This window comes from Caballeronia arationis, assembly GCF_001544975.2.
GTDB classification, from domain to species: Bacteria; Pseudomonadota; Gammaproteobacteria; order Burkholderiales; family Burkholderiaceae; genus Caballeronia; species Caballeronia arationis.
This window is the reverse complement of sequence record NZ_FCOG02000034.1, coordinates 15,926-41,720: the sequence shown is the minus strand read 5'-3', so window position 1 is coordinate 41,720 and position 25,795 is coordinate 15,926. Positions and strand designations below refer to the sequence as shown.

Below are 25,795 nucleotides of genomic sequence, written 5' to 3'. Positions count from 1 at the left end.
CTGCGTGCATAAACGGGAGGGCTTCGGCCCTCCCTTTATGCCGGTTTGTAATTCGGTCGATTTTATGTAACCCAGCATAAGGCGACCGATCATGCCGAAACTTGTATTGCCTATCCCGGAGACGTACGACAGCGTCACGCGTCCAGTGGTCTATGACGTGGCTCGTCGTCTCTTCAAGCTGACGGGTCTGCCTGACAACACGCCGATTCTCTACCCGTCCGCGCACGGTAACACCATGCAACCGGGCTCGACGCTCCATCACGATCCTGCTGACAGCGAACTTGCCTACTACGATCAGGTCACGATTGAAGTCGACGAAGTCGTCGACCAGGACCGTCTTCTGAGCACCGCCGTCCTGTATCCGGACAACCTCTTCATCTTCCACGATCCGCGTGTCGAGACGATGCTGAAGCCCGTGTACTCGTCCACCGAGATCACAGTCAACTTCAAATACCGCGCGATCGACGAGGTGAAAGCAAAGCGCTGGCGCGAGCAGATCCGCGTGCGCACCTCCCAGATGCGCGACGTGCAGGTGATCGATGTCCGATACGCCTATCAGATGCCACCGGTCTCTATGGTCATCCTCGAGGAGATTTACACGCTGATGGAGAACGTGGCTGGCTACGGTGACACATTCGCTCAGTGGTTCAAGAACAGCGTCACGTCCCGTGCGACCGTCGAATCGAACTTCAGCGGTTCACAACTGCAAGTGGCGATTCCCGAGCATCAAGGACGCATCGTTGGGTATTGGGACTTCGAAGGCGAACCGGAGATCGGATCCAAAGAAGACGATGCCGATACGTGGACGATCAGCTGCGCGTTCAAGTTCAAGTACGACAAGCCGGTCTCTGTAGTGATGGAATATCCGCAGATGATCCATAACCAGCTCATCAAGTACCGCGAAGATAAGCTGCCGTTCAATCCGGAGCAGGTCCAGAAGAGCTTCTCGCTGTCGGCCTACTACTTCGAACAGTTCAATCGAACCCGGGCACTCGACGGGTGGTTCAACGGCAATGAAGGCTTGCGTTTCCCCGAGTGGGACGAGTTCGTGCCGAACAATCAACCACCATTTTATATCCGCATTTTCAGCGGCATGACGGCACTCGACCTCTCAGCCGATGGCAATCCGAACCTGCTGATGAATCTCGACGAGCTGTCCGAGGGCTGGTCGATGGATGACCGGATGAAGGAGTTCGTCACGGGAGAGGCGCCCTACATCACCCAGCTCTACAACTCGGTCTTTTCATGCAACCTGTACGGGGCGAATGACTTGCAGGCTGACGGCACCATCCGGGTGGATAGTGACCTGAATGTGCTCACGACGTTCGCTCCCAACCCCCGCGCGCGGTTCCACGTCTGGTTTGGCCTCTGCTACAACTGGCGGCTTCTCAGCCCAGCTGCCATGGGGCGCCTGCTCGCTAACTACGACATCCTTGTCCGCTTGATCGGTGCAATGTGGCCCGCACTGCCGCGGGACCGTTACCCGAAACCGATCGGTAACAGCAACCAGACCTCTCGCAATTCCATGCTCGGCTTCATGAGTGCCGTGCCCAGTCAGACGGGTTTCAAGTCCGTCGAGACGTTCTATGTTCAAGCCGTGGAGAACACACATGCCGCTCGTCGATAAGGCTACGACGCCGCCGCTTCCGCATCGCGACAAGATCCGCGTGACGGATCCGAAGTACAAGGGCATCGTAATCGACACACGCTATGTCCCGACCACCGACCTGCTCACGCATGTCGAGGGTAGCAGCTGGACCGTCGACTACTACAGCCAGGTCTTGGATCAGGACAACGGTATTGCGGGTCAGGCAGTCAACAAGCCAGCGCAATTTCAGCAGTATCGTCGTATCCGCAAGATGGAGTTGAAGGTCACGCAGTCGCTCACCGCATCGCAGGACGCAGCCAGCAAGAAGATGTCGTATAAGGGCGGCGCCAACGTGTATCCGGTGCTGATCCCGAACCAGGGTGACATGTTCATCGCTCAGGTCGATGACGGCCGGATGGGCATCTTCACGGTGACGTCGAGCGAGCGCAAGTCGTTCTACAAGGACTCGGTCTTCGCGATCGAGTACGAGATGGTCGACTACGCAGAACCCGAACGATTGCTGGATCTGGAAACGAAGTCCGTCCAGACCCTGGAGTTCGTGCGCGACTATCTGCAGGCCGGACAGAACCCGCTGGTGGAGAAGGACGAGTGGCAGCAGATTGCGAAGCTGCATAGCCGCTACGAATCCATGCTTGCGACGTACACCAAGCAGTTCATGAGCAAAGAGTTCATGACGATCATCGCACCGGGTCAGCCCTACCCGACCTACGATGCTTGGCTTGTGCGCGCGCTCACGGAGATGTTCGAGAGCACGGATACGCCGGAGCTGCTTCGTATGCGGCAACTCGATTGCGACGACGATCCGTCGATGAGTTGCACTCAGCTCTGGAACGTGCTGTTGCAGAAAGATCCGCAAATGCTCAAGTTCGCCAATAAGCGAGCCGGGCTCGTGTGGGTCAGCCGCTTCACCCGCAACCCGATGCTCAATGGCATTCGCTGGAGCGGCATCAACCTCGTGGTCTATCCGCGCGACGTTGAGCTGACAGTAGACCAGGAGTTCGATGGCATTACGCCGATCACCGAGGCAAGTCTGCAGTCCGTGCCGTCGCGTAACGGCTGTCTGGAAGATCTGATCGAGAACACCGCGCTCGCCGGTTTGCCATACGCCAGCGCTCCGTTGATTAACCCCGTGCTGATCGACGATCACTACGTGTTCTCGCAGGCGTTCTACAACAACCAGCCCGGTCAGTCGAAGCTCGAGCTGGCTGTCCGCGACTACCTCGAAGATCGCGCCATCAACAAGGATCTGCTCCTCGCCTTCTGTGACACGTATCACGGATGGGGCGGGCTGGAGCGTCTTTATTACACGCCGATTGTGCTGATGCTTATCCGTGCAGCGATTCGGCGAACCTAACAATCTGAACAAGGAGTTCCGACATGAAACAGCGAGTGCCGCGCGCCACGCCGGTGCAAAGACCCACGGCCACTACGTGGTTGCCGCCCGAGCAACGCGATCCGGCCTGGTACCTCTTTCACAAGCTCTTTCTTTGTCGGGTGCAAGCGATTCAAACGGTGTCGATCGAGGCGATGCGCGAGTACGGCACACCGACCTCGGGAGATCCGGATTTCGACAAGCAGATGCAGAACGAGCGCGTGGACCGCGCGTTGACGATTGCGCAGATGGTGGAGTATTGGGAAGCGGGTGTGACCATTGGGGTGGTCGATCAGAAAGACACCAAGACGATCTATGAATTGATCACGGATCACCTGAATGTGTGGAAGAACAAGCTGGAGTACGACCTGAACATCCGCAATGCACCGATCGACGAACTCGTGAAGCTCGACAAGTTCGCGAACACCGTCTATCGCCACGCCAAGTATCAATTCCCGGAGGATTACGTGGAGTCGATCCTGCACCGGAAGCTCTCGGGCGCGATGCGGGTGCCGCGCGGTCAGCTCCTCAAGCCGGTGGCGCCCCAAGTCACCACCATCAATGCGGAAGTCTCGCAAGAGCCGGAAGGGAAGACATATCCCGAGCGCGTCAGCATGGCCGACGCCTTCACACGGGGTCGGCTCAACGGACCTGCAAATATTCGCTGGAAATAAGAGGGTCCCATGGAACTCGAACAATCGGCCCTGATGATGGAGGTCGAGCAGGTCGTCAATGACGGGGCAAAGCCGGTGCACTTCACAGTGCGGGCGGATCTGCTCGTCTTGACCACGGGCATGTACGTCCAGCCGCTGAAGGTCACGAGCATCGATTTGGTGCGCAACTACCTGGACTCCTACTCGGACGAGCTCATCGTCGAGATGCAGATTCCGATGGGTGTGTATGCGCATGAAGTGTATCCCTACAAGAACGCCATCGACGTGATGTTGACCTACACGCCTTTGAAGGAAATGGGCGACACCACGGACCAGCAAAGCGTCATCAAGTCGGAACTCTTCACCGGGACGCTCATTGACAAAGGTTCGCCGCTGCTCGAGCAGAATGGATTCAACTCGCCAAGCCGGATGAACCTGGACCTGACCGACATTGCGACGGTTCACTTCCAGTGTGTGAACAAGGGCGTGGAGCAGATGCGGATGATGTCGGTCGGTCAGATCTTCCGCAACACGACGGTGGACGACGCGATCAAGACCATCCTCACGTGGGCGTCACAGCAGACGAAGGTCAACGGCCAGCGACAGGTCCAGGGCGTGACGATGGTCAAGTCAGCCAACCCCAAGCCGCGCGAACACATCGTGATTCCGCACGGTACTCGACTGATGGACGTGCCGCAGTATATCCAGAAGCATTGTGGGGGCGTGTACAACTCGTCGATGGGCTACTACGTTCAGGGGAATCAGTGGTACGTCTACCCTGCGCTCGACACGACGCGCTTCTATAGCGAACCCTCTACGCTCACGTTGATCAACATTCCGAAGAACAAGTTCCCCCACATCGAGCGGACCTACCGTCAGTCGGCCGGGAACTTGGTGGTACTGGCGACAGGTCACGCGAAGTTCCGTGATCCGAGCAACCATCAACAGTTGAACCACGGCAACGGCATTCGCTTCACCGATGCGTCCAAGTTCATGGGTGGCTTCGTCAAGCTGCTGATGAACACCGCACTCGCCTCGCGCGGTGGGAACGCCAACGAGTTCATCGCGACCAAGCGTCCGAACGGCAACAACAACGTTCAACTTGCACCGCAACCCATCACGTCCAACTCGCTCGAGCAGTATTCGCATCTGTCGCGCGCGATGGGTTCGACGATCTCGCTGGAATGGCAGAACTCGAACCCGGATTTGATCACGCCCGGACTGCCGTGCCAGGTGCTCTATCTGGATACGGACCAGATCAAAACACTCACGGGCGTTGTCGTCAGTGCTCACCACTACACCCACATGCAGGGTAAGGGCATGACGGCGACGCGCCATGTAACGAATAGCGTGCTGAACATCTTCGTTCAGCCGCAGGACCTTTCGAATCAACCGACCAGCACGCCCTGATAGGAGCTTTTCATGTCTTTGGATTTCACGAAAGCCGGCCCGGAAGTTTTGGTCGATCAGATCAATGCGGACAATCCTGCCGCAGCCATGACGACCGCGATGGTGAGTTTCAGTGCGCCGTGGAAAAACATCGATCCGACAACCAAGGCCTCGTACAACACGGTCGTCGAAATCACGCCGGTGCTGGGTCAGGGTTTCACTGGCCCGATGACGTATCCGTATAACCGTATCGATCTCGCATCGCTTTTCAACGTGAGCAACAGCACGTATGCGGTGGGAAGTGCAGTAACACTGAGCGATCTGATCGACCAGATCAATACCGCGCTTGGCATCAAGCTCGTGAGTCCGATTGTCGCCGATCCGTCCAATGGGGCTCGTGCCGTAGCGGGTGACTTCATCGACATCACCTTGCCGCAGCCGACAGCGAAAAAGCCGAGCATCAATTTCGTGCTGACCGCCGACCCGGCGTCGCTGGTCTATACCGGCAGCGCAATTCTCACCCTGACAACCACGGCGAAGGATCTGGCAGCGACGATCGCCGTTGCATCGACTGGCCTAGTTCACGCGTAGGTAAATGATGAGCACGCCCTCCCTCGTGCTGGACTTCACCCAGCCAGCGGCGAGCGTGATGCTCGCCCAGATCAACTTTGACAACGGTACGACAGTGACCGGCGATCAGATTCGATTCGGTCAGGTCGCTGAGCTGCCGGATGATGACCCGAGTGGCAAGAACACGCTCGTCTTTGTGGCAGCGCTTCAGGGCGCGAGCTTCGAGGGACAGGAGTACTTCCGCTACGACCGGATCGACATCAGCACAGTGCCCGGCACACGGTCGACACTCTTCTCTCGCAGTCAGGCACTCACCGTCTCGGACATCGTCGGAATGATCAACCAGCGGCTCTCGTTGAATCTCACGCAAGCGGACATCGTCGACGGCGATCTGCCGATTCCTGTCGCCGATCAAGCTGTACCGTTCACGCTCACTATGGCACCGGACTCCTTGCTTTGGCGAGGCTCTGTCGCGCTGTCAATGGCGAATTGAGGTGTGGCATGACTCAACAGATCACTTGACCACGCCAAATGGACTTACGAGTGAATCCCCGGTCGGCTTTGAATTGGATCCCGGGCCATCGCGATGACCTTGATCGTCATGATTGCTGTGACCATCGTGATCGTCGTGATCTCCCGGTACAACCGCAATGTTAGCAATCCCTTTGAGCAGTACCCCTTGCGTTCGATTTTTTCCATCACTCAGCAGAGACCGCTGTCCAGTCAACTGGTTCACCCGGAAGACTAACGTTCCCGCTAGCTCCTGAATCGTTGCGTTGCCGGTACCGACGACTAGCCTTCCGGACTTCTCCACGGCGAGGCCGTTAAGGCCGAACCCCAGCGGTCCTTGCTTGGCGTCATCAAAATCGCTGAGCACGGTACGCTTACCTGTTATCGGGTTAATCCGAAAAAGTAGAGTCCTAGTGACTGTGCCAAAATTCGGAGTCGAATTAACCAGAATTTGGCCGGAGCTCTCAATGGCAATGCCGGTTCCGAACTGGAAGTCAGCAACGTCGGTACCCTGAGCCCCGTTGGTGAAATCGCTCACAAGCGTTCTTTTCCCTGTTATCGGGTTGATCCGATAGATCCCTGATGCCCCACCTGCGTTGTTTTCCGTGGCGACGAAGATCCCGCCGAGGGGCCCCACCGTGAGATCCTGAATATAGCAACAGGTTATCGCAGCTCCCTGTGTCAAATTTGAGAAATCCGTGACGAGGACGCGATGGTCGGAGCGCGTGTCGACGCGAACTACATAGGTCGGCAGCGAAGTCGTCGCGAGGGGTACTACGACGCTCCCGCCGACCTCTGCGCCCATGCCATACCAGAGAAATCCGTGAATTGCACCCTTAGTGATGTCGGTCACCAGAGTTCGCTTTCCGGTGCGGGGGTCGACGGCGAAGATGCCAACGAAGAAATCGGTGACGAATATTTGCCCTCCCGTGACGGCAATGCCCCCGAGGGCGCCGAAAGGAAATCCTCCGTTTCCGGGTCCCTGCGAAGGGTCGCCGAAATCGCTGACCACAGTGCGTGCGCCAGTCTCGGGGTCCACCTTAATCAGCGCGTCGACATTCGGGTCGGTGACCAGAATGTCGCCCTCTTTGATCACCGCGGCCTGGGCAAGTCCCCCAGCCAGCGCGAAGACACCGAGTAGCCACAGACAACTCCGGAGGAGTCGCCGACAAGCGAGGCGATGTGCTGCGCTTCGAGATCCGGACGGGAAGATGTGAGCGAGCATGAACCAGCTTTGCGGGCTTTTCATCACGGTGCTCCTTTTGTTGCTCTTGTCGCGTGGTCGCAAAAGAATCCGACCGGAGGGATTCAAAACGCGCGAGACCGTCACGATCAGGAGAGGTGCTGATAGGAGCAGAAAGCCTGGAGTGGAAACGCGCTTCTCCGTGAAAGCGACGACAAGTAGTGAAGCTCACACGGCAGATATATTTTTATAGACCATTGCGGTGACGTCTGCTCGGAAACTTCTTCGCCAACGAGCTGCGCTGTCCTCCTGTTGGCTAACGGAACTTGTCCATTTCAACGAGCCGTTACAACAGTCGCAGTAAAAAGTGGTGCGTCAGCATTCTATGAGCGCGCGTTAGCCTCTGCTCAAGCGTATCGCCCCGGTACACCTCTTACCATCTCGCTCCACAAGGATCACCCATGCGTATCTCCGCCTCTTTGAGTGCAGTCGGCAACCTGCTCGCACTCATCGTCGCCTCGAATCCGAAGTTCTCGGTCATCACCGAAGACGCGCTGAAGGTTCAGTCGGTTGCAGCCATTGACGCTGGTGCCGACGGCGTCAACAGCTCGGTCGTCGTTGCAGCTGGCGGCTACGCCGACACGCAAGTCTTCACCTACAAGCGCGTCGCCCTCGCTGACGCTGCTGGCGTCTCGACCTTCTCGCTCGCACCGGCTGCGGATGCGCAAGCTGCTGATCTGGTCGCTGGCGTGGCTGCTTCGTACGGCCTGCTCGCAAGCGAACTGTCGCTCATCGACGGCGACGCAGTTGTCGCCGGCGCTGCATCCTCGGTGACGGTCGTCGCCGCTTCGTCGTCGGTGGTTTATGCACCGAGCACGATCGTCGTCGCGCTGACGTGGCCGGCCCCGGCACCGGCACCGGCCCCGGAGCCCGCAGTGGATCCGGCACCGGTTGCACCCGTGACGCCGTCGATCTCCTCGCTCGTCGACAACAGCGCGCTCGGTGGCTTCGAAGGAGCTGACGTTGCTGCACAGGCCGCACCCGCACAAGCGGATGCGTCGACCGATGCAGTTCCGGCTGCTGACGCACCGGCTGACGCTGCTCCGTCGTCGACCGAACCGAACGTCGCTGCTACCAACTAACCTCTGCGCCGAGCGCGCAAGTTAGCCCTGAAGTAAATGAAAAAGAACCCGGAGGGATACCCCCGGGTTCTTTTTTATGCCCGCCAGAAACATCATGCACATCGATCCCTCCCTCACCGCAGAAGAGAACATCTTCGAGCTTGTGACCAATCCCGCACTGGGCCAGCCAACCATACCCGAGCTACGGGCCTGCGCCGAGCCGGTTCCCTTCAACCGGTCAACCCTAAACGAATTCACCGGACCGGGCCTGAACGTCGATGGGCCAAACAGCAACACGCAGGTCATCGTTTATCTCCGTCCCGATGTCGACGATGTCTCAAATGACGGGATCAACCAGACGATCATCTATCAGCGCAAGACGCTGGCAGAAACCCTTCCGGCGAATCCGACAGTGGTTCTCCATGGACCACTAACCTCGAATGAGCTGGTCGATGCAATCGCTGCCCGCTTCCGTCTGGTGGCAGAAGAAATCCTGTTGCTCACACTGTTGAATGGTGAACCCGCAACCGTCCAGATTGACTCAATCAACTCCCTTCTCTATCTCCAAGGTCCGGTGACCGTCACACTCAACTGGTCCTGAGTTGCCAACCGACATATAGCCAGTGCCTCGGCACTGGCTTTTATGCCGTCTATTGGGATTCTAAAAAAACTCAAACATATATTCCTGGCGTGAATCAAGACCAGTAAAGGAATTGATTCTTTCTCAATTAACCAACTAGAAAACAACACCATGATGAACTTTCTGAAGATGGCATTCGACGCAGCTCAAGAAACCGCAGAGAACGCAGAGACGCAATCGTCTCAGGAACCGACTGAGACCCAAATGACGGTGGCCAAGGTGGCCCTCGCCGCCGCTGGCGTCGCTGTCGCTGGGGCGGTGGGTTATGGCATCTACCGCGGGGTGGATTACATGATGAACCGCGAAACGGATGAGAAGAACCCGGAAGCGAAGAAGGATGAAGTGAAGACGGACGAAGCGAAGAACTAAGCGCTGACGGCATAGCGGTGCGGGGAAACCCGCGCCTATGCGCCCTTGCGCTGAATCCTTTTTTTACCACTTCCCTTGAAGGTATGGACCAACCATGAAGTCGATTCTCATTTTCGCCACCGGCATCGTCGTCGGCATCATCGTCTGCGACAAGATTCATGAATGCACCGCGGAAGCCAACAAGAATGCTGCGTGACCATCTGCCTATCACGATGGCGCGCCGCTTTATGTCCCGCCTGAAGCAACGCATCAACCGCAACAAACAACCCGCGCTCGCAATCACCTTGCTCGAACCCAACTCGATCTATGCCTCTCACGGCATGGTGTTTCTTCGTTCGATCACGGACGGCCGTGAAGTCGAGTACGAGTTCAAGGTGAACCGCCCGGAGTTCTTGAGCATCCTCGACGGGCAAGTCACGCAGATCATTCGCAAACAGCTCGCCTATCTCGGCTACAAGCTCGACCACCTCGTCTCCTATCACATCCCCGGCTGGCAGTAAGCCGATCATCGATTTCCGAATACCACTTAACCAATAAAGTAAGGATACCAAATCATGAGCATCATTGATCGCTTGATGAACCGTGCGCCGCGCTTCGAACGCAACGAGCTGAACGAGATTGACGTGCGGTTCCACAAGGAGGCCAACCACCACACGATCCACGGCTACCTGATCGTGACGCACCGCCAGCTGGGCGTCCGCGAAGGCGCTGTGGCGTTCTCGTTCCCGAACTTCTCGGACGCACCGGACCTCGACCTGCGTTTGATGCTCGACCTGTTCGAAGCGGCCAAGTCGCAGGGATTCATCCCGCACCGCCTTGCGGCGTACGGGGCTCTCCAGCCGATGCCCGAAGCACAAGGAGCGTCGCCTGCAGCACCGGCAGCGGCACCGACGCTCTGGACCCCGGAGAACAGCACCTTCGAGCGACGCCTTCAGTCTGTTCCTGCTGTGGTTCGCAAACAGGCGATTACGAAGGCATCAGAGCGTCCACAGTCGTCGCTGAAGTTCCTGACCGATCTCCATGCAATGTGGGCTCCGCGCGTTCAGGAGCTCAGTGAGCAGGACCGTGAAGCCCTTGAGATCGCGATCGACCAGATCATGAGCAACGGTCGCGCACTCAAGTACGACAACGAGACCTTGATGCTGAAGGTACAGGAAGCGTACGAAAAGGCAGTCCCTGACACGATCCCGGGAACGGAAGAAGCTGCTGCCGCACTGAAGCTTCAATTCCGCCGCACGAATGGCGCCGCGCCCAACGCAGGCGAAGCAAGTTCCCATTAAGTAGTTCTCGCGCGGGGAGCTTCTGCTCCCCGGTATGACCAATAACACTAAACCAATTCAGGAAAGAAGATGATGAATTTTGGCTTTATCGACAACGCAGTTCAGGTCGGCATCAACCCCGCGATGGACCCGGCTCAAAGCCACGGCACCATCACCGTGCTTCAGCCCAACGGCGGCTACGAAGTGGTGCACTATTCGGTGGATCGCCCGAACGTTCTGAGGCACCCGACGATGGAAGTCATCGCGGACATGTACCAGCAGTTCCAGCAACTCGGCTTCCGTCCGGCCGCAATCGAGGTTCGTCTTGGCCGTCGGGCTCAGATCTATCGGACAGACACGCTGCACTAATCGGCGATCAACGGAAGTCACCCTCGCGGGTGGCTTCTCTTTTTTTTGTCCTTTCGGATGAGAAAAGATTCAAATTGAATTCGGACCTATATCACTTTGTAAGGACATAGCTTCCACGAATTGTTCTGGGCTTTTTTACACACGTGCACATGCTGTGTACGGCCATCAGTAGTCATCCGTGCGTCTTTCATCCTGAGGAACTGTCATGTCCGAATCCACCAAGCTCCCCGCGAAGATCAGCAAGGCTGAACTGCTGCAAAAGCTCAAGATTGACCCGATCGCGTACGCGCGTGCATTGGGTAACGCGAAGATCGTCAAGGGCAAGCGCCCCGAATCTCACACGCACATGCTCGCTTGGCAGCGCAGCAATCTGCACGACCAGAGCCTGTACGAGCAGGCGACTATCGACGTCTTGCTCGAGTACATCCTGATGCTGGAAGACCAGCTCGTGATCGAAGCGGGCCAGTTCCGTGACACGTCGATTCAAGCGTTGATCGATCAGTCGACGCTCAACGGCTTCGACACCAACTAAGGACGACGCGACCCATGGCCCATCTCGTCCATTCGTGGTTCTTGATCGCAGGCGCCACCATCGGGGTGGGTCTGCTCACGATCGGGACAAAGGCGGTCTACGACCACCTGAAAAACAGAAAGAAGAAGCTCAGCGATCTGGTTGACCAATCGGCGCTCGGCGGCTTCGACAAGCTGTAACACAACAACCACAAGCAATAAGCAAAAGGAAAGCAATGTCTGTCGCTCAACTCCCGCAATCAAATATCCCGAGTTCATCCTTGCACTGGACGCCGAGTATAGATCTCGCGCAGACGATCGAGAACAACATTCTGCGCGAACTGCAGGAAGAGGTCGTAGTCATCGATTCGATGACCGGTGAGGAAGTCCACATCGGGACTCTCGTCGACGAGGCCTCGCTCGCTCCGCTCGGCTTCATCTACGACACGTCGAACGATGTCGGTAAGTACCATCTGGCAATCGTCAACTTGGTCATCGTGCCTAGCCACATGACCGTCATGAAACGCGAGAACGTCCATTTCGACGGGCCGGTCCTGACGATGCCGAGCCTGCTCCCAGAGATCGAGAAGTACGAGAACTGGTCGCAGATCATCGCAAAGTCCCTCCACGACGGGATGAAGCTTGCTGCCGAGAATCTGAAAGCGGCTGCGGACTCGCTCGGTGAATGGGACGCGGTGATGGCCAGCCGGAAAGCAGTCGAGTCGCAAGAAGTCGCACTCAGCGCCGCGATGGGCGACGCAGCAAAGCAGTAACGCGACGTCGAGATGCGTTCCGGGTGGTGCGCAGCGAATGCTATGCATCATCCGGGGGCTGTCTATCGAGACAGCAAAACGCAATAAGACATTCTCGAGAATTGTCGTGAACGTAATTCCAATTTCCGAACTTCCTCATGGAAGGGAGTTCAATCGCCGTGTTCGGCTGCTCCTGCGCCGCTCACGAGGCGTGCAACTGGTCTGGGACTTTGAGCGGGATAGCGCGGGCCGGTGTGTTCTGCTGGTCTGGCAGTTACCGAGTCGCCTTCGACTCACGCCACGCGTTCTCAGCGGCATCCGCAGCCTTCTCCAACCACAGTTCGTCATCTCGGACATCGACGTGTTCTGCGTCGGGGAGACCACCCTGTTCGACGAAGACGAAGACGACTCAGCGCTCGATGCGCTCGACCATGAATCGAGTTCGCGCTTCGACGCCGATCGCTTCTACAGCCAAATTTAAAAACATAGCCATGATTGTTCCTGGCCTCACAGACATCATCCGAACAGCCTTCGAAAACAACAAGTTCATGACCAACGGACAACCGTTGCCTGACATCGACTTCGAACAGCCGTTGACCTTCGAGATCACGGCGGTGGACTCGTTGAATCTCTATCCATTCGTGGAGTGTGATGGCGAGCACGTCACCGACTTCGGACAGCGATTCGAGCGACAGATGTATCTCCAAATGACGCCGGACTGTAGTTACGCCGACGCCGTGATGGAGCTGTTCAATCAGTTCCCGGCGCTCAAGCCCTTGGCCGAATTGTTCGGGAGCGTTCGGAAGGTCCGGATCTGCATCAAGCATTTCTCCACCACCGCAACGCCTCAGGAGCTTCGCCAGCGCAAGGTGTCGGCCGCAGTCGTCGAGCAGTGCGTGGCGATGTTGTTGGGCGCCACTGCCGCTGTGTGAAGAACGCGTCTGCCTCAGGACGTAAGAAAAAGGACAAGCATGAATCAAGAAGAATTCCCGGGCGCATTGATCACGCTCGAAGGGCCGGACGCTCGGGAAAAACAAGCAACGTGGATTACCTCGCTGAACAGATCCGGGCGCTGGGCTTTGAGGTAGTGCTCACACGCCAGCCGGGTGGCTCGCTCACCGCCGAGCAAATTCGCCATGTGTTGGTGGGCATGCCGCACACCGAAGAGCCGATGACGCCGATAGCGGAAATCCTGCTATATGCGGCGAGCCGCAATCAGGTGATCGAATCGGTGATTAAGCCGGCATTGCGCGAAGGGAAGGTTGTGATCTCGGACCGCCACTACGATTCTTCGTACGCGTACCAAGGATGGGGCCGCGGCTTTCTGGAAGAAACCATCGCCATCGAAAGAATCGCGAACCAGGACTTCCAGCCGGACTTCACGCTCTTTTTCGACGTGTCGTTCGACACCGCGCTCGAGCGTCTGCAAGCTCGCAAGAAGGAGTTCAATCGCCTGAATGCGGAAGATGTCGACTTTAGACAGCGGTGTTTTGACGGCTATCAAGAACGGTACAACGCGGAACTGCACCGGATGTACCGCATTGACGCGATGCAGACACCGGAAGAGGTGCGCAACCAGGTTCGCACCTTCTCCCGCAACACCTTCCTCCCGTGGCTCGTCCGACACGTTGGCAAAGTCACCGGCATGGTCGCAGAGGGCTGAGGTAATCATGGAACAGAACGAAAACCAAGGATTCGCAGCAGGCTGGCAGAACCGGGTAATCGTACCCGTCTCACAAGCACACCTGCTCTAAACAAGTAGATCGATCATGAAACAATATCTGGACACATGCCGGATGATCCTCGAAGAGGGTAGCTGGCAAGACAATCGCACGGGAATCCGTTCTATTTCGGTCCCGGGCGTCTCGATGCGCTTCAATCTAGCGAAGGGCTTCCCGGCAGTCACCACGAAGAAGCTTGCGTTCAAGTCGATCGTGGGTGAGCTGATCGGCTTCATGCGCGCCGCGCGTAGTGCCGCCGACTTCCGTGAACTGGGCTGCAAAGTGTGGGACGACAACGCGAATCATCCGGGCAAAGAAGGCTCACCGAACGCCTGGTTGAGCAATCCCTTCCGGAAGGGCGAAGACGATCTCGGAGAAGTTTACGGCGCGATGTGGCGCGAGTGGCCGGCTTATAAGGTGCTGGACACGAGCGAAGACGACATCGTCAATCACTGTCTTCGTAGCGGTTGGGAAGCAGTAGGTGCCATGTCGTACGGTCGGGAACACTGCGACGAAATCGTTCTCACCAAGACGATCGACATGCTGGGCGATTGCATTCGCAAGATCATCAAGACGCCGACCGATCGTCGCATCCTGTTCCACGCCTGGAACCCGGCAAAGCTGGACGAGATGGCGTTGCCGCCTTGCCATCTCCTCTATCAGTTCCTGCCGAACGTCTCGACCGGTGAGCTGTCGATGTGTTTGTACCTGCGCAGCAATGACGCATTTTTGGGGACACCGTTCAACATCGCCGAAGGGGCGTTGTTGCTCGAGCTAGTTGCTCGTCTGACGGGATTCAAGGCTAAGTGGTTCACGTACTTCGTGGGCGACATGCACATTTATGAGAATTCGCTGGATCAGGTGAAGGAACAGCTCACCCGGGAACCGCACCATTTGCCGCGCTTGGCGATCAGCGAAGACGTGCCGACCTACGAACATCTTGTCCTGGCGACGAGCCGTTTATCGGCCAAGTCTACGGAGCTGATCAACGTTCGCGACATGGCCGCAGAGCGCGCTGTGGAGTGGCTCAAGAAGGTCGAGCCGTATCACTTCTCGCTGCAGGGGTACGAGCACCACGCAGCGATCAAAGCGGAGATGGCGGTCTGACAATGCCTGCAGTTCCCGTTACGCGCAATCGTATCGTGGGACTTCTCAGACGCCAGGGCCGTGGCCTGACAGCGGTACAGGTTGCCGCTTTCCTCGAGATGAACGAGCACACCGTCAAGAGCGCGATGAATGTTGCGCGCCATTTGAAGGGCCACAAGCGCGTCCTCTATGTTTCCCGTTGGATCCGACACCTCGGTCGCAGTGGCCAAATGACTCCTGTTTTCCGAGCGGGTCGTGAAGCTGACGTACCGAAGCCCGCAGTCAAGGTCCGGAAGGAAGCAGTGGACCGCTACAACGCAAGGCGGTACGCCCTCGAAAGGCAAGAGAAGACCCTCGAAAGACTCAAAGGGACCACCGATCCCTGGGAACGAATGATGTTGACTGTCATGAATCCCCTAACCCCGATCGATCTGCCGAGTGTCGTCACGACGCGGCACCTGAGCTGGTCCGTTGACTAATCCATTCACCCCAAAAGGCTTCCCTCCTCCCCTGAGGTCGGGAGCGTTTTTTATGCCGTCAAAACACCTCATGAAACCAGCATTCCGCATGCATACCGACCTTAGCATTTCCGAGCGCCTCGCGGTCATCGAGCAGGAATACCTCGCCATCGAAGCCGCAGTGAATAGCGGGGAGACCTTCGATGGTCAGGACGTATCTCGGATGCGCAGGCTGTCGCAGAAGCCGAACTCTCTGCGTGACCTGGACATCATCCGTCATCCGGAGGTTACGGCCACCATGCAGGCGAAGAAGTGGGCGATGTCTCACGCACGCGTCTCCCAGATCAAAGCCACTGGCAGTGCACGCATTTATCAGTTCCCGAAGCACCAATAAGGGCGCCAGTAAGTTTTATTTGATCAGAACAATTGAGTAGAGCCCGAACACATCGAAGGAGAAGGCAAGCAATGAGCAAGAGCAAGGGCAATACCCCCAACGTGGAACTGCGTCGCCGCAATAACAAGTCCCAGGCATTCGCGCCGGCGGATGAACTGAAAGAAGTGCTGTCCGGCGAGCCGAAACCCATGGAGCAAGCAGCTGGAGACGGAGCACAGCGCCGTCCGTTGCTGGATATGGGAGACGGCACTTACATGAGCGATGCTGGCACGCTCGCAGAAGTACAGGAGCAGTACAGGGACGGCGACGTTGTCAAAGCTGCCGAGCCCGGCGAGCGTGTCGGATCCGAAGCAGCCGAACGAGAGTGCGTCCTGAACGAAGGGTACCGAGCAAAGAACTTGATTCTTATCGTTACGCGACTGGCGGGTAGCCTGTCGTCGGAGTTGAACGAATCGATCAAGTCGACGCTGGAACTGTTCCCGCACGTCATTGAAGGTGCGGCACGCGGGTTCACGATTAACTTGGATTCGAAAGCGGTGTACGAGCCGATTGCATCCTCTTTGCGCATGACGTTCGACGAGCGCGCCGGTCGCGCAATCGGCAAACTTTTCGAAACTTGGGGCCGGGAGATCGGACGCGTAGGCGTAGGCGCGCATACGACGGTGGATTTCATGCTGGTCGAACCTGATGCGACGGGTCGACTTGTGCTCGATGCATGGAACTGCCGCTCGATGTTTCCGGAGGGAATGACAACCTGCCACGGAGGCCGCTATCTCCATGGGACGCGCGATTACGCAGACGCGTTTGAAGATGGGTGCGAAGGTGCGACTGCGGGTCGATGAAGATGGCGAGACGACGTTCATTTCGGCAGTCGTGGCGGACGTCAGTTGGTCCAATGCGAACGGTGTGTCGTACGCACTCGCGTTGCCCGCGACGCCGGACGGTGAGTTCTACATCGTTAGCGACGGTTTCTCCGGGCACGGCATCCAGCTGCATGGAGTCGAGTCCGCGGAAGCGTCGGGCATCTACAACGAGCTGGACTTCGAGATGTACCTGCGTCAACGCCACGCGTCGCGTGTGGCGAATGCCCGAACGAACCTCTCGCTGGTGACCGCAGTCATCGGTGCCCAGATGCAGCACGAGGAACGGGAGCAGAAGGAAGCATCGCACGCGTAACACAGTGCCGACATAAAGCCCCTACCACTGGCAAGTCACGCGGTGGTAGGGGTTTTTATTTGCCGGTCGAATTTCAGAGAAACATAAATGACCACACGAGAATCGCCGCGCAAGCATCCGTACTATCCGCGCTGGAAGCAGATGAATAACCGTTGCATCAATCCGAATAACAAGGACTTCGCGACCTACGGAGGCCGCGGTATTCGAATCTGCAACAGCTGGCACCAGGATAATCCGAACGGCTTCTACAACTTCTTGGTTTGGCTTGAGACCAAACTGAAAAAGGCAACGGACGCGGAGAACTTTGTGGTCGGTCGCAAGGACGTGACAAAGGGCTTCACTCCACGAAACTGTGAGATTCAAACTCGAATCACCTCGAACCAGCACAGGCGACACACGCGACTCACTCAAGCGATGGTCGTCGAAGCACGCAAGCTTCTGAAAGAACAACCCGAATTGCTCGTCAAGGATCTCCAGGATCGCTACGGCTTCGGGACCATCGCGATGTGGTCCTCTGCCCTCCTGGGCAGGAGCTGGGTGAACGTCAACGAAATCGAAGCCCCCATCGAGCCCCGTCCCGCTTTCCGTGGCCTGCACTACGCCCGACAGGCCAAGCGCCCTATTGAGGCAGTAACGAACTGAGTACCGCTATGACTGAATTTCAATACTCCCTGGAGTGGATAGGGGGCATCCTGCTCGCCACTCTGGTAGCCACCGTTGTCTGGACCCTCGCATACCTCTATTGGCCGCACCGCCGAATGGTGGATGAAGACGGTGAAACAGTGCCCGCCAAGCGAAGCCTGAAAGCGATGTTCCATCCCTGGCTTAAAACCCATCGGCTGAGGGACCAGAAGGAACTGCTATTCATGACGGGCACGGAACGCAATTACCGGTTTCACTTCCACTCAAAGCAGCAGCGAACGGAACGTGTAATCGGGAGCGCCATCCGGCATCCGGACGGTTTGATACACGTCGTGATCGAGCCGGGCCGACACCATCACGTTATCCGCTACATGAGCTCACTCAAGCGCGCTGGTTTGGGGACCACGCGAGATCAGGGGTTCATCACGAATCAAGGACGCTACGTCTCTCGACTCGAAGGCCTGGCGATCGCGCAACTCGCAAAACAGATCAAGCGCAAGACGCCGCCTGCTCACAAGCTGTTCTCGGAAGACCTGTGGTGACCAATGGGGGCGTGGCGATTATTTTTTCGCTGCGAATCAATGGAATGAACGAAACATACACGCAGTAGGCGATAAGGATAAGACATGAAAGAGATTCTCCGAGCGTTGAGAGAACCGTCGGCCGGCATGGGTGCCGAGTCGGTCGCCGCGACAGTCGGTCATCGCGCAACACCTGGACATGCTGCACCCGGAAAAGAAAGGATTGTTCGGCGCCCTCTCGAAGCGTCTGAAGGGTCAGCTGGACACGCTGCGACACATGGGCAGCGACACCCCCATGGCCGTATTTTCCGGTCGCGGTCCCATCGCGCGGAAACTGCGTGACCACGTGAATGCACAACGCTTCTTCGAGATCGTCGATTCACCGTTCGACGTCCACCCCGACTTCAACAAACTCGAAAGGAAGATCGAGAAGTACTTCAACTTCCACCCGACGACAGACGAGGCGATGCTCGACGAGCTGGCAGCATTCGTCAAGTTCACCTTTCCGCTGATGAGCGGTGCCGCACTCGAAGGCCAGGAGTTCGCGGACATGCCTGTCGAGGCGCATCTGACCGAGACCGAGTCCGGATTCTACGTCGATCGCCGCGGTCTCGTGCCGCTGCATCTGATGCTCCTGCGTGCACGTGTGTCCGAGCATGGACCCGACGTCCTCTTCATCCTGCCGAACGGCGAACAGGACGAGAAGTTGATGCTCTACCACCCCGGCGAAGACGCGCTGTATCCGTCGGACTTCAGCTTTACCTTCCCGGGCCTCGTTGAGAAGCTGAAAGAAGAGCTAGCGAAGCTGCTGGATCCGCTGGGTCTCTCGCTTGAGCCGGTGAACCTCGCGGTGTACGAGGAGACGATGCATGACATGGTCCGGGCCATCTTCGACAACGAGGAGCACATCAAGCCGTCGCAACACGGTGTCTACTTCCGTAGCGATGAATGGTCGCGTATCACAATCCCGCTGGGCGCAGGGTACTCGTGGATGTTCACCAACACCCGCGGTCAATATCCGTCACGCAGTGCGGCTTTCGTCCGCTCGGTAGGAGGAACACTTCAGTCGACCTCGATTGCGTCGCTTAACGAGCTCTCCCGTCAGGGCATGTTCAAGTTCGTGTTCGCGGAACTTGAGAAGGTCGTGGGTCTGATCGGCGCCGCGGAAGTCAGCGAAGCCGCATGAGGAGCCGCAATGAAGCAGCATGGGCAATACCTCGCATTCTTCCACGATAGCGACATCCTGAGCCACTGGCATCGGTGCGAATTCACGTACATGAGCTTGACGTTCAACCACGTCGAAAAGTTCATGATGTACGCGAAGGCGAACATGTTCAAGGACATCGAGACCCGAGACCGGATCCTGAAGACAGACACGCCGATGGCCTGTAAGAAGCTTGGGCGGCAGGTGAAGGGGTTCGATCCGGCAGTGTGGGACAAATACAAGTACCGGATCATCCTCGTTGGCAACCGCGAGAAGTACAAACAGAACCCGGGTCTCGGCCGCTTCCTGCTCGACACCGACCCGAACATCCTCGTCGAAGGCAACCCCTACGATCGGATCTACGGCGTCGGACTGCACAAGGACGACCCCGCCATTGGCGACCCCGCCAACTGGCGCGGCGAGAACCTCTGCGGTCGCGCGATCATGGAAGTTCGCGAGGAACTGAAGGAGGGGCAGCAAACCCATCCTGGGGTTTTCACCCACCTGCTCAAGAAGGTTTAAGCAGGTGGTTTTTTTTTTGGCTTCGGAGGTAGCAATTGGCACGACTAATGAAGACTTTTGCGGATGGGTTGGTTGGCGTAGCGATTCTTCTGCTCATTTTGGATGTCACGAGTGTTTGCGCGTGGGCCAGAGACGAGTGCTCCGCGCGGCGAAGACATCGTCGAGCAGATTAATCCAGTCGACCGGTTTGTTCATACCGCCCGCAAGCACCCACTCAAGTCCGACGCAATTGAGTACAGCCCGTCGATGCAGCACCCTGCTTTGCTGATCGCGTAAGCGAAAACAATTCATCAAACAAGACGACAACAAAATGAGCAACGTACCCATGACCCTCGAGCAGTAGTGGGCCTTCCTCGGTCGACGCGTGCGCGACATCGTCGGGATGCACTACGAACGCGTACAGCGCTTCGGTTTCAAGCCGTTGAAGAGCGACCAGTATTACGCGGCGAGCGAGTTGGATGCGGCATTCGATGGACCGATGACCAGCCCGACTGTCACCGCCCTGCCCTCCGTCGCGCAAGCGAAACAGCCAGACACCGCGCCTGAAGGACGGACCTTTAAGTGGAAGGGTCTGCCCACTCTCGATGAGTCGGACCTACAGGACACGCCAAATGAAGAGCCATCGGCGTCGGACATGGAGGTTGCGATCGAGCATCTCTCGGCCTCGTGCATGAAGATTTCCGATGCGTTGAAGACGGCAAACCTCAACGACCAGCAGGCAGTCGCCCTTATCGAAGTCTTGGTCGGAGGGGCGCTTAGGCTTGCCGCGTTGACCGGTCACGTATTGACGGTCGAGACCCGCCCGAAGGCGAAGTTCGCGATGGGTAGCTACGACACCGTCGTCGACATTCGCGAAAGCAACAAGGTCTATCGCGAGCGTTACCGCCGTGAAGCCGAGGCGAAGGAAGCGATTCGGCAATCGAGCGCGGGCCCGGTCGTCCTGGGCCATCCGGTGCCGGAACACGTCCCCTCACGCAAGCGGACGGGGGTTTATGCCGCGAAGGTGGACATTATGCCAATAATGTCAAACTACCGCCGCCCCGTCGTAGGGAATCGGGCGCGTTACGTTGTATTACTGGTGGCCCCCGGACGGCCCTCGGCTCGCGGGAGACAAAGAAAGGGGACCTTGGCCGATTGACGATATCTACGCGTCGTCAAGCGACAAGTCCCCCTCGTAAGCTTGAAGTACATTTTGGTGTACTCAAGCGAGGCCAACGATTGAACTGTGGCAAATTCTCAGTGCGTAATCCTTACGGAAGACCGAGATTTATCATTGGACATAAATCCAACCGATAAAGGCGGTATCGAAAAGGTACTAGTGAACAGCAGAGATGACGTGACGGCGGCGTCGCCTTTGGTTCCATCAATACGACGGTCGATAGTGACTAAAGTCGTGCTGGGCGAGGCGGCACTCAAAATGCTGCTGCGAGTACTTTGACTAATATCCGTGTGCGGCCCAATCAGTTTCAGCGCCAATTGGAATGTTAAAGCATCCGAGTAGGGCGTGGCGTTACCCATAGCGTCATACACAGATCCGGATAGAGGGATCCGACCCGATGCCGCGATAGACGTGGGCAATTGACTGGCCTTGACGCCAGACAGATTTATGTCTTGCGCGTCACCAAACGCGACGAGAGTGACGCTTTGACAGGAATCAAAGCGGATAATAGTTACAGATGCAACGTTGCTCGCGTTTTGATTTAGGTTCCTGGACCCTAGCGCGGAGACCTGTAGATACACGTCCGTGGATATGCAACCATCGAAAGAAGAACCCGTCGCCGTGCCGCTAACACCGATCATTGCCGTTTCGCTGTTCGTCGTCGCATTCGCGCTCACGATTGATCCGAAAACGACCAGCGCAGCGAATGCAGTTCGGGCGTAGGGCTTATTAAAGACGGCACGCAAGTAAGGCAAGGAATGGCGCATAATAGCCTCCTTAAGGGATAGACCGTACGCAGCTTCGCGATCTCCTGAAAGGGCTGAATTTGGAGGCTTGATCGCCAATTAGAAGCATAGGCGCGATCTCGATAAACACCAGAAGAAACACCACAATCGCAGAAGTTTATTTCGGAAGCGAAAATTTTCGATTGTCGCTTAATGGTTTCGTTTAGATCGGCGCTGAAAGACTATATAAATAGATAAGTCGTGTTCGTCGACGAGGCGCGTTGATTCCAAGAGCCACAATTTGTCCTGTGGACCTGCCGCGAAGTCGAAGCGTAGTTCGAATACCTTGGAGGGAAGGAGGATCGAACTCCCGACCTCCGCGTTGCGAACGCGGCGCTCTCCCAGCTGAGCTATCCCCCCGACGCACCAATCGTATCACCACGGGCCGCGACCCGACCAATCCCGGAGCCGCTAATAGGCCCAGGGCCCGACAGGTCCTGGGCGTTATGCCGCCCCTCGTTTTTTGGTTTGCATCGTATGACGTCTTTGTCAGGCACCAAAAATTGGGGGAGTAAGCATGTCGAGTACGGATCCAAGCATCGCCGCCGATGTCGCAGAAGCCGGCGCTGCGGCCTCTTGGGCGGCGAAGTCTGCGGTCGCCGCTTCTGCCTATGTCGCTTTGGCTTCCCAGTCCTCGAAGGATGCGGCGAGCAGCGCGAGCGCCGCGACCAGCGCCGTAGCGAACGCCGCGAGCGCAGTCGACGCAGTGAACGCAGCTCTCGCGAGTCTTAACAGCCGATGGCTGGGGTCTCATAGCACACCGCCGACGGTGGATGGCAACAGTGACCCCCTGCAAGCCGGGGCGGAGTATCAAGATACGAGCCAGACGCCGCCGGTCCTAATGATCTATTCGGGAACTGCCTGGCAGCCGACCGATGGGTCGACTTCTGCAGCGTCGCAGAGCGCGACCCTCTCCGCAACCCAGGCCGCCGCCAGTGCAGCCGCAGCAGCCACTAGCGCTACTCAGGCTGCGGCCTCTGCGAGCTCCATGTCGGGCAGCGTAAGTTCGTCAGAAACTTTTTCCCAGTCGGCCTCCGACAGCGCAGTACTCGCGCAAGCCTGGGCATCGCAGGCGGCAGGAACGGTCGACGGGACCAGCTTCTCGGCTACGTACTACGCGACCCAAGCCAAGAACTATTCACAAGCGGCCGCGGCGTCGTCTGTGTCATCCGCCAGCTCAGCCGTCACCGCGCTGAACAGTGCGAATGGTGCGTCCAGTTCTGCGACCGCAGCCGCCGCTTCTGCGACCGCGGCGGCCAGTGCACTGACCAGCATCAATGCCGTCGCCCTGAAGTACCTCATCGCGATTGATCTCCAGGGCACGCTCACGGCTGGGGAAGTTGTTCGGCATAAGGTGGCGATCGCAATGACGCTACCGGCTGGCCTTGCCGGAACGGTTGCCGATGCGAAAACCGCCGCCGCCGCTATCTGCACACTGACGCTCTACAAGGTCTCCGGCGGGACGTCGACCGCGATTGGAACCCTCACGTGGGCCGCTAACGCCAAGACACCAACGATTGCCTTTGCAACTGCCGTGAGTTTTGCCGCTGGGGACGTCCTCGAAATGACTCCGGGGACGGCGGACGCGAAGCTTGCTGACATCGCGCTGACATTCGTCGGTCAAATCTAAAAAACGGAGGGAATATGGCATTGCTTTTTTGCGACGGCTTCGACGCGTACACAAAAACCTCGGAGCTGAGCGCGAAGGGATGGCAGGGCGGCACGGGCACCGGGACAATCAGTGCCATCATCACTTTTGCTCCTGCAGCTGGCGCCTACGGTGGTGGTGCCGTCATGGTCGGACCGACCAACGGGAACGGCGGCATGTTCAAGACCAATCTCTTTACGTACGCGGACGGCTACACCCTGAACGTCGGCGAGTACTGGAAACAGAATGGGATGCCCAGCGTGGCCCCGGTGTCGACCACCAACACCGGCGGACTTCTGATGCTCGGGTATGACCTCGCCACTTTGGGGAGCTCGAGTTCCTACTTGATCATTGGACTGAATCCAGCCGGCAAGCTGGTGTTCTACCCGTTCGGTAGCAGTACCCCCGCGGCGACGACCGGTAGCATCAATATCTGCGACGGCGTGTACCACTGGATCGAAATCCAGGTTGTCTTAACCTCGACGATGAATGGCTCGATCACGGTAATCGTCGATGGAGTGGTCGATCTGCATCTGACCGGCATAAAAACGGTGAGTAGCGGGACACCGACGGGTCACGTAGGTTTCGGAGATGCATCGAGCAACGGCACCTTTACCGTGACGAACTGGGTTGATGATTTTATCGTCTGGGACAACACGGGTTCTTCGTTCAATACCTTTCCGCTTGGTCCGAAGCGCATCTATACGGGCACGCCCAACGGCGCCGGCGCCAGCGGCCAGTTCACGCCGAGCGCCGGACAGAACTACGCAGTGGCGGCACAGGCGTACTCAGGGACCGGAACACTGACGGCAACGGCGGCGGGTCAGCTGGATCTCTACCAGACGACCGGTCTAAATGGCGCCACGCCGGGGCAAATCGATGCCGTGGTGGTGAATACCTATGCCAATAACCCCGGCAATGGCCTTCGTAAGCTGCAGGGTGCGTTGCAATCCAAAGGCACAGTGGTGACGACGGCGGCGCAGCAGCTCACGGCCACACCGACTAGCAGCCAGACACCCTTTTATGCGGATAGTAGCGGAGCTGCGTGGACGACTGCCACGGTCGCCAGCATGCAGGTCGGCATGGAGTCAGCTTAATGGCTACGGATTCCACAGTCGTCACGAAAAGCTATGCCGAGACCATCGCTGCATCGTCGCTCACATACAGCGCGGCGACTCGGAAAGTGTATGCGGAGACGCTCACCCCGTATGGCTATTTTCCGTACCAGGCCGGCGGTCTCAAGGTGTATGCGGAGATCATCGGCGACGCGCAATTACTTGGACGCCGTCGTTTGGTGACGGCTTTGGTCGTCCAGGCACGCAGTTGATATAGCCGGATAGTAGCCTGGTGCCGGTACTCGATCGCCGCCATAAGCCAGAGGGAGCCATCTGTCCCCTCTGGCGCTTATGCCGTCAACTCATTTCCTTTGGCATGTTATGACTTGACTTCAACGATTAGGAGCACTATGAGTATTGCCGATCAACTCAGTGCCGCTACAGCCGAGCTGGCAGCCAAGATCAGCGGGATGGCACCGGCGTTTTCGGACATCGGCCAAGACGTGCAAGAAGCTGACACAGATGCGGCTACTGCGTCTTCTGCAGCGACCAGTGCGAGTGCTTCTGCCACCACGGCCAGTAGTGCTGCCACGGCGGCACAGACGTCCGCCACAAACGCAGCAAACTCCGCCGCGACAGCGAGCACGAAGGCGAGCGACGCGAATGCCTCGGCACTCGACGCGAACACCTACGCACAGCAGGCGCAGAGCAGTGCTTCATCGGCCGCCTCCAGCGCCACGCAGGCTCAGAACTCGTTAAGTGCGATGAGTGGACGCTTCATTTCCCCGGTTGAAACCAATGGCGGACAAGGAGCGGTTCCAGGGGCGAACGGGACGCTGCGGATCGACGCGAATTTTACCGCGCCAGTGGCCGGACATGTCTTTGCGTTCGGCGCGGTCAACTACAGCAACATCGCCCAGGCCGGGATCAACGTCAACCTGTACGTCAACGGTGCATCAGTGTCCGGCGATACAACCAACGTCTCGCAGCACCACATGGGCGTTGTCGCCCTCGCAGCGGGACAGGCTTGCGACATCGAGCTTCTGCTTACCACGACAACCGATCCCCAGATCGCACTCACGATGCGCGTCGGCGGGTTCTTCATTCCAGCCTGAGAG

General features: G+C 57.7%; 33 protein-coding genes and 1 tRNA gene. 31 read left to right on the top strand and 3 right to left on the bottom strand.

The genetic code is table 11. The annotated features are described in order from the left end of the window. Positions 1-91 precede the first annotated feature (91 nt). From AWB81_RS20990 to AWB81_RS20965, 6 genes are read left to right on the top strand one after another with little or no spacing between them, the layout of a single operon-like run. Positions 92-1,627, top strand: coding sequence for a hypothetical protein (locus AWB81_RS20990; RefSeq protein ID WP_062638481.1), 1,536 nt, complete (start codon positions 92-94; stop codon positions 1,625-1,627). Next, positions 1,611-2,963, top strand: a complete 1,353-nt coding sequence (locus AWB81_RS20985) for a hypothetical protein (protein ID WP_062638480.1) — start codon at positions 1,611-1,613, stop codon at positions 2,961-2,963. Before AWB81_RS20990 ends, AWB81_RS20985 begins: the two co-directional genes overlap by 17 nt. 23 nt (positions 2,964-2,986) lie before the next feature. Continuing rightward, positions 2,987-3,655 (top strand): hypothetical protein, encoded by a 669-nt coding sequence (locus tag AWB81_RS20980; RefSeq protein ID WP_062638479.1) that lies wholly within the window; start codon positions 2,987-2,989, stop codon positions 3,653-3,655. Between the two features lie 9 nt (positions 3,656-3,664). Then, positions 3,665-5,044, top strand: a complete 1,380-nt coding sequence (locus AWB81_RS20975) for a hypothetical protein (RefSeq protein WP_062638478.1) — start codon at positions 3,665-3,667, stop codon at positions 5,042-5,044. 12 nt (positions 5,045-5,056) lie between these two features. Continuing rightward, positions 5,057-5,614, top strand: a complete 558-nt coding sequence (locus AWB81_RS20970) for a DUF7941 domain-family protein (protein ID WP_062638477.1) — start codon at positions 5,057-5,059, stop codon at positions 5,612-5,614. 4 nt (positions 5,615-5,618) lie between these two features. Next, complete coding sequence (locus tag AWB81_RS20965; protein WP_062638476.1) at positions 5,619-6,086, top strand: DUF7941 domain-family protein; 468 nt, start codon at positions 5,619-5,621, stop codon at positions 6,084-6,086. A 21-nt stretch (positions 6,087-6,107) separates the two neighbouring features. On the opposite strand, the gene AWB81_RS20960 is transcribed toward AWB81_RS20965, so the two are convergent. Further along, the gene (locus AWB81_RS20960; protein ID WP_062638475.1) at positions 6,108-7,352 is read right to left on the bottom strand and encodes an NHL repeat-containing protein; all 1,245 of its coding nucleotides are present in this window, start codon (positions 7,350-7,352) and stop codon (positions 6,108-6,110) included. 395 nt (positions 7,353-7,747) lie between these two features. Here AWB81_RS20960 and AWB81_RS20955 point away from each other — a divergent pair, with 395 nt between their 5' ends. The 21 genes from AWB81_RS20955 (at position 7,748) to AWB81_RS20860 (ending at position 21,168) form a co-directional block, all read left to right on the top strand. After that, positions 7,748-8,428: a hypothetical protein gene (locus tag AWB81_RS20955; protein WP_062638474.1), complete on the top strand. Its 681-nt coding sequence runs from the start codon at positions 7,748-7,750 to the stop codon at positions 8,426-8,428. Positions 8,429-8,522: 94 nt separating this feature from the next. Beyond that, positions 8,523-9,008: a hypothetical protein gene (locus tag AWB81_RS20950; RefSeq protein ID WP_144444156.1), complete on the top strand. Its 486-nt coding sequence runs from the start codon at positions 8,523-8,525 to the stop codon at positions 9,006-9,008. A gap of 150 nt (positions 9,009-9,158) precedes the next feature. Next, positions 9,159-9,416: a hypothetical protein gene (locus AWB81_RS20945; protein ID WP_062638472.1), complete on the top strand. Its 258-nt coding sequence runs from the start codon at positions 9,159-9,161 to the stop codon at positions 9,414-9,416. Positions 9,417-9,601: 185 nt separating this feature from the next. Further along, positions 9,602-9,916 (top strand): hypothetical protein, encoded by a 315-nt coding sequence (locus tag AWB81_RS20940; protein ID WP_062638471.1) that lies wholly within the window; start codon positions 9,602-9,604, stop codon positions 9,914-9,916. Between the two features lie 54 nt (positions 9,917-9,970). Next, positions 9,971-10,696: a hypothetical protein gene (locus AWB81_RS20935; RefSeq protein ID WP_062638470.1), complete on the top strand. Its 726-nt coding sequence runs from the start codon at positions 9,971-9,973 to the stop codon at positions 10,694-10,696. A gap of 69 nt (positions 10,697-10,765) precedes the next feature. Continuing rightward, positions 10,766-11,044, top strand: a complete 279-nt coding sequence (locus AWB81_RS20930; protein WP_062638469.1) for a hypothetical protein — start codon at positions 10,766-10,768, stop codon at positions 11,042-11,044. A gap of 205 nt (positions 11,045-11,249) precedes the next feature. Beyond that, positions 11,250-11,576 (top strand): hypothetical protein, encoded by a 327-nt coding sequence (locus tag AWB81_RS20925; RefSeq protein WP_062638468.1) that lies wholly within the window; start codon positions 11,250-11,252, stop codon positions 11,574-11,576. A 14-nt stretch (positions 11,577-11,590) separates the two neighbouring features. Then, positions 11,591-11,755, top strand: coding sequence for a hypothetical protein (locus AWB81_RS45780; RefSeq protein ID WP_159938919.1), 165 nt, complete (start codon positions 11,591-11,593; stop codon positions 11,753-11,755). Positions 11,756-11,790: 35 nt separating this feature from the next. Further along, complete coding sequence (locus tag AWB81_RS20920) at positions 11,791-12,327, top strand: hypothetical protein (protein WP_144444154.1); 537 nt, start codon at positions 11,791-11,793, stop codon at positions 12,325-12,327. Positions 12,328-12,433: 106 nt separating this feature from the next. Next, positions 12,434-12,787, top strand: a complete 354-nt coding sequence (locus AWB81_RS20915) for a hypothetical protein (RefSeq protein ID WP_144444153.1) — start codon at positions 12,434-12,436, stop codon at positions 12,785-12,787. Continuing rightward, positions 12,738-13,238 carry a hypothetical protein gene (locus AWB81_RS45775; protein WP_159938918.1) on the top strand — a complete coding sequence of 167 codons (501 nt, stop codon included), beginning with the start codon at positions 12,738-12,740 and terminating at the stop codon, positions 13,236-13,238. The genes AWB81_RS20915 and AWB81_RS45775 overlap by 50 nt, the downstream gene beginning before the upstream one ends. Further along, on the top strand, positions 13,199-13,969 hold the full coding sequence (tmk, locus tag AWB81_RS20910; RefSeq protein WP_327372383.1) for a dTMP kinase: 771 nt from the start codon (positions 13,199-13,201) through the stop codon (positions 13,967-13,969). The genes AWB81_RS45775 and tmk overlap by 40 nt, the downstream gene beginning before the upstream one ends. Before the next feature lie 106 nt (positions 13,970-14,075). Beyond that, positions 14,076-15,134 carry a thymidylate synthase gene (thyA, locus tag AWB81_RS20905; RefSeq protein ID WP_062638463.1) on the top strand — a complete coding sequence of 353 codons (1,059 nt, stop codon included), beginning with the start codon at positions 14,076-14,078 and terminating at the stop codon, positions 15,132-15,134. Between the two features lie 528 nt (positions 15,135-15,662). Continuing rightward, positions 15,663-15,965: a hypothetical protein gene (locus AWB81_RS20895; protein ID WP_144444152.1), complete on the top strand. Its 303-nt coding sequence runs from the start codon at positions 15,663-15,665 to the stop codon at positions 15,963-15,965. A 71-nt stretch (positions 15,966-16,036) separates the two neighbouring features. Then, positions 16,037-16,807: a hypothetical protein gene (locus AWB81_RS20890; protein WP_062638460.1), complete on the top strand. Its 771-nt coding sequence runs from the start codon at positions 16,037-16,039 to the stop codon at positions 16,805-16,807. Further along, a complete protein-coding gene (locus AWB81_RS20885; RefSeq protein ID WP_062638459.1) occupies positions 16,776-17,141 on the top strand; it encodes a hypothetical protein in 366 nt (121 codons plus the stop codon). The genes AWB81_RS20890 and AWB81_RS20885 overlap by 32 nt, the downstream gene beginning before the upstream one ends. An 87-nt stretch (positions 17,142-17,228) precedes the next feature. Next, positions 17,229-17,783 carry a hypothetical protein gene (locus tag AWB81_RS20880; RefSeq protein WP_144444150.1) on the top strand — a complete coding sequence of 185 codons (555 nt, stop codon included), beginning with the start codon at positions 17,229-17,231 and terminating at the stop codon, positions 17,781-17,783. An 8-nt stretch (positions 17,784-17,791) separates the two neighbouring features. After that, entirely contained in the window at positions 17,792-18,325 is a 534-nt protein-coding gene (locus tag AWB81_RS20875; protein ID WP_062638457.1) for a Y16D family protein, read from the top strand. 178 nt (positions 18,326-18,503) lie between these two features. Then, complete coding sequence (locus AWB81_RS20870) at positions 18,504-19,490, top strand: hypothetical protein (protein WP_144444149.1); 987 nt, start codon at positions 18,504-18,506, stop codon at positions 19,488-19,490. Between the two features lie 9 nt (positions 19,491-19,499). Continuing rightward, positions 19,500-20,030 (top strand): riboflavin biosynthesis intermediates N-glycosidase, encoded by a 531-nt coding sequence (gene ybiA, locus AWB81_RS20865; protein ID WP_062638455.1) that lies wholly within the window; start codon positions 19,500-19,502, stop codon positions 20,028-20,030. Between the two features lie 364 nt (positions 20,031-20,394). Then, positions 20,395-21,168, top strand: coding sequence for a hypothetical protein (locus AWB81_RS20860; RefSeq protein WP_062638454.1), 774 nt, complete (start codon positions 20,395-20,397; stop codon positions 21,166-21,168). Between the two features lie 98 nt (positions 21,169-21,266). Here AWB81_RS20860 and AWB81_RS44795 read toward each other — a convergent pair whose 3' ends face one another. Together AWB81_RS44795 and AWB81_RS20855 are read right to left on the bottom strand one after the other, a co-directional pair. Further along, positions 21,267-21,956, bottom strand: a complete 690-nt coding sequence (locus AWB81_RS44795; RefSeq protein WP_144444148.1) for a hypothetical protein — start codon at positions 21,954-21,956, stop codon at positions 21,267-21,269. 305 nt (positions 21,957-22,261) lie between these two features. Beyond that, positions 22,262-22,334 (bottom strand) — tRNA-Ala (locus AWB81_RS20855). A 157-nt stretch (positions 22,335-22,491) separates the two neighbouring features. Here AWB81_RS20855 and AWB81_RS20850 point away from each other — a divergent pair. From AWB81_RS20850 to AWB81_RS20835, 4 genes are all read left to right on the top strand, one after another. Next, positions 22,492-23,604 (top strand): hypothetical protein, encoded by a 1,113-nt coding sequence (locus AWB81_RS20850; protein ID WP_062638453.1) that lies wholly within the window; start codon positions 22,492-22,494, stop codon positions 23,602-23,604. Positions 23,605-23,618: 14 nt separating this feature from the next. Then, the gene (locus AWB81_RS20845; protein ID WP_062638452.1) at positions 23,619-24,719 is read left to right on the top strand and encodes a LamG domain-containing protein; all 1,101 of its coding nucleotides are present in this window, start codon (positions 23,619-23,621) and stop codon (positions 24,717-24,719) included. Beyond that, positions 24,719-24,949 carry a hypothetical protein gene (locus AWB81_RS20840; RefSeq protein ID WP_062638451.1) on the top strand — a complete coding sequence of 77 codons (231 nt, stop codon included), beginning with the start codon at positions 24,719-24,721 and terminating at the stop codon, positions 24,947-24,949. The genes AWB81_RS20845 and AWB81_RS20840 overlap by 1 nt, the downstream gene beginning before the upstream one ends. Positions 24,950-25,087: 138 nt before the next feature. Then, a complete protein-coding gene (locus tag AWB81_RS20835) occupies positions 25,088-25,792 on the top strand; it encodes a hypothetical protein (RefSeq protein WP_062638450.1) in 705 nt (234 codons plus the stop codon). The last annotated feature ends 3 nt before the right edge of the window (positions 25,793-25,795 follow it).

Bases quoted from the DNA above. Each gene is read 5' to 3' on its own strand.
- AWB81_RS20990 (WP_062638481.1), top strand. From the start codon at position 92: ATGCCGAAACTTGTATTGCCTATCCCGGAGACGTACGACAGCGTCACG.
- AWB81_RS20985 (WP_062638480.1), top strand. From the start codon at position 1,611: ATGCCGCTCGTCGATAAGGCTACGACGCCGCCGCTTCCGCATCGCGAC.
- AWB81_RS20980 (WP_062638479.1), top strand. From the start codon at position 2,987: ATGAAACAGCGAGTGCCGCGCGCCACGCCGGTGCAAAGACCCACGGCC.
- AWB81_RS20975 (WP_062638478.1), top strand. From the start codon at position 3,665: ATGGAACTCGAACAATCGGCCCTGATGATGGAGGTCGAGCAGGTCGTC.
- AWB81_RS20970 (WP_062638477.1), top strand. From the start codon at position 5,057: ATGTCTTTGGATTTCACGAAAGCCGGCCCGGAAGTTTTGGTCGATCAG.
- AWB81_RS20965 (WP_062638476.1), top strand. From the start codon at position 5,619: ATGATGAGCACGCCCTCCCTCGTGCTGGACTTCACCCAGCCAGCGGCG.
- AWB81_RS20960 (WP_062638475.1), bottom strand. From the start codon at position 7,352: ATGAAAAGCCCGCAAAGCTGGTTCATGCTCGCTCACATCTTCCCGTCC.
- AWB81_RS20955 (WP_062638474.1), top strand. From the start codon at position 7,748: ATGCGTATCTCCGCCTCTTTGAGTGCAGTCGGCAACCTGCTCGCACTC.
- AWB81_RS20950 (WP_144444156.1), top strand. From the start codon at position 8,523: ATGCACATCGATCCCTCCCTCACCGCAGAAGAGAACATCTTCGAGCTT.
- AWB81_RS20945 (WP_062638472.1), top strand. From the start codon at position 9,159: ATGATGAACTTTCTGAAGATGGCATTCGACGCAGCTCAAGAAACCGCA.
- AWB81_RS20940 (WP_062638471.1), top strand. From the start codon at position 9,602: ATGCTGCGTGACCATCTGCCTATCACGATGGCGCGCCGCTTTATGTCC.
- AWB81_RS20935 (WP_062638470.1), top strand. From the start codon at position 9,971: ATGAGCATCATTGATCGCTTGATGAACCGTGCGCCGCGCTTCGAACGC.
- AWB81_RS20930 (WP_062638469.1), top strand. From the start codon at position 10,766: ATGATGAATTTTGGCTTTATCGACAACGCAGTTCAGGTCGGCATCAAC.
- AWB81_RS20925 (WP_062638468.1), top strand. From the start codon at position 11,250: ATGTCCGAATCCACCAAGCTCCCCGCGAAGATCAGCAAGGCTGAACTG.
- AWB81_RS45780 (WP_159938919.1), top strand. From the start codon at position 11,591: ATGGCCCATCTCGTCCATTCGTGGTTCTTGATCGCAGGCGCCACCATC.
- AWB81_RS20920 (WP_144444154.1), top strand. From the start codon at position 11,791: ATGTCTGTCGCTCAACTCCCGCAATCAAATATCCCGAGTTCATCCTTG.
- AWB81_RS45775 (WP_159938918.1), top strand. From the start codon at position 12,738: ATGAATCGAGTTCGCGCTTCGACGCCGATCGCTTCTACAGCCAAATTT.
- thyA (WP_062638463.1), top strand. From the start codon at position 14,076: ATGAAACAATATCTGGACACATGCCGGATGATCCTCGAAGAGGGTAGC.
- AWB81_RS20895 (WP_144444152.1), top strand. From the start codon at position 15,663: ATGAAACCAGCATTCCGCATGCATACCGACCTTAGCATTTCCGAGCGC.
- AWB81_RS20890 (WP_062638460.1), top strand. From the start codon at position 16,037: ATGAGCAAGAGCAAGGGCAATACCCCCAACGTGGAACTGCGTCGCCGC.
- AWB81_RS20885 (WP_062638459.1), top strand. From the start codon at position 16,776: ATGGGTGCGAAGGTGCGACTGCGGGTCGATGAAGATGGCGAGACGACG.
- AWB81_RS20880 (WP_144444150.1), top strand. From the start codon at position 17,229: ATGACCACACGAGAATCGCCGCGCAAGCATCCGTACTATCCGCGCTGG.
- AWB81_RS20875 (WP_062638457.1), top strand. From the start codon at position 17,792: ATGACTGAATTTCAATACTCCCTGGAGTGGATAGGGGGCATCCTGCTC.
- AWB81_RS20870 (WP_144444149.1), top strand. From the start codon at position 18,504: ATGCTGCACCCGGAAAAGAAAGGATTGTTCGGCGCCCTCTCGAAGCGT.
- ybiA (WP_062638455.1), top strand. From the start codon at position 19,500: ATGAAGCAGCATGGGCAATACCTCGCATTCTTCCACGATAGCGACATC.
- AWB81_RS44795 (WP_144444148.1), bottom strand. From the start codon at position 21,956: ATGCGCCATTCCTTGCCTTACTTGCGTGCCGTCTTTAATAAGCCCTAC.
- AWB81_RS20850 (WP_062638453.1), top strand. From the start codon at position 22,492: ATGTCGAGTACGGATCCAAGCATCGCCGCCGATGTCGCAGAAGCCGGC.
- AWB81_RS20845 (WP_062638452.1), top strand. From the start codon at position 23,619: ATGGCATTGCTTTTTTGCGACGGCTTCGACGCGTACACAAAAACCTCG.
- AWB81_RS20840 (WP_062638451.1), top strand. From the start codon at position 24,719: ATGGCTACGGATTCCACAGTCGTCACGAAAAGCTATGCCGAGACCATC.
- AWB81_RS20835 (WP_062638450.1), top strand. From the start codon at position 25,088: ATGAGTATTGCCGATCAACTCAGTGCCGCTACAGCCGAGCTGGCAGCC.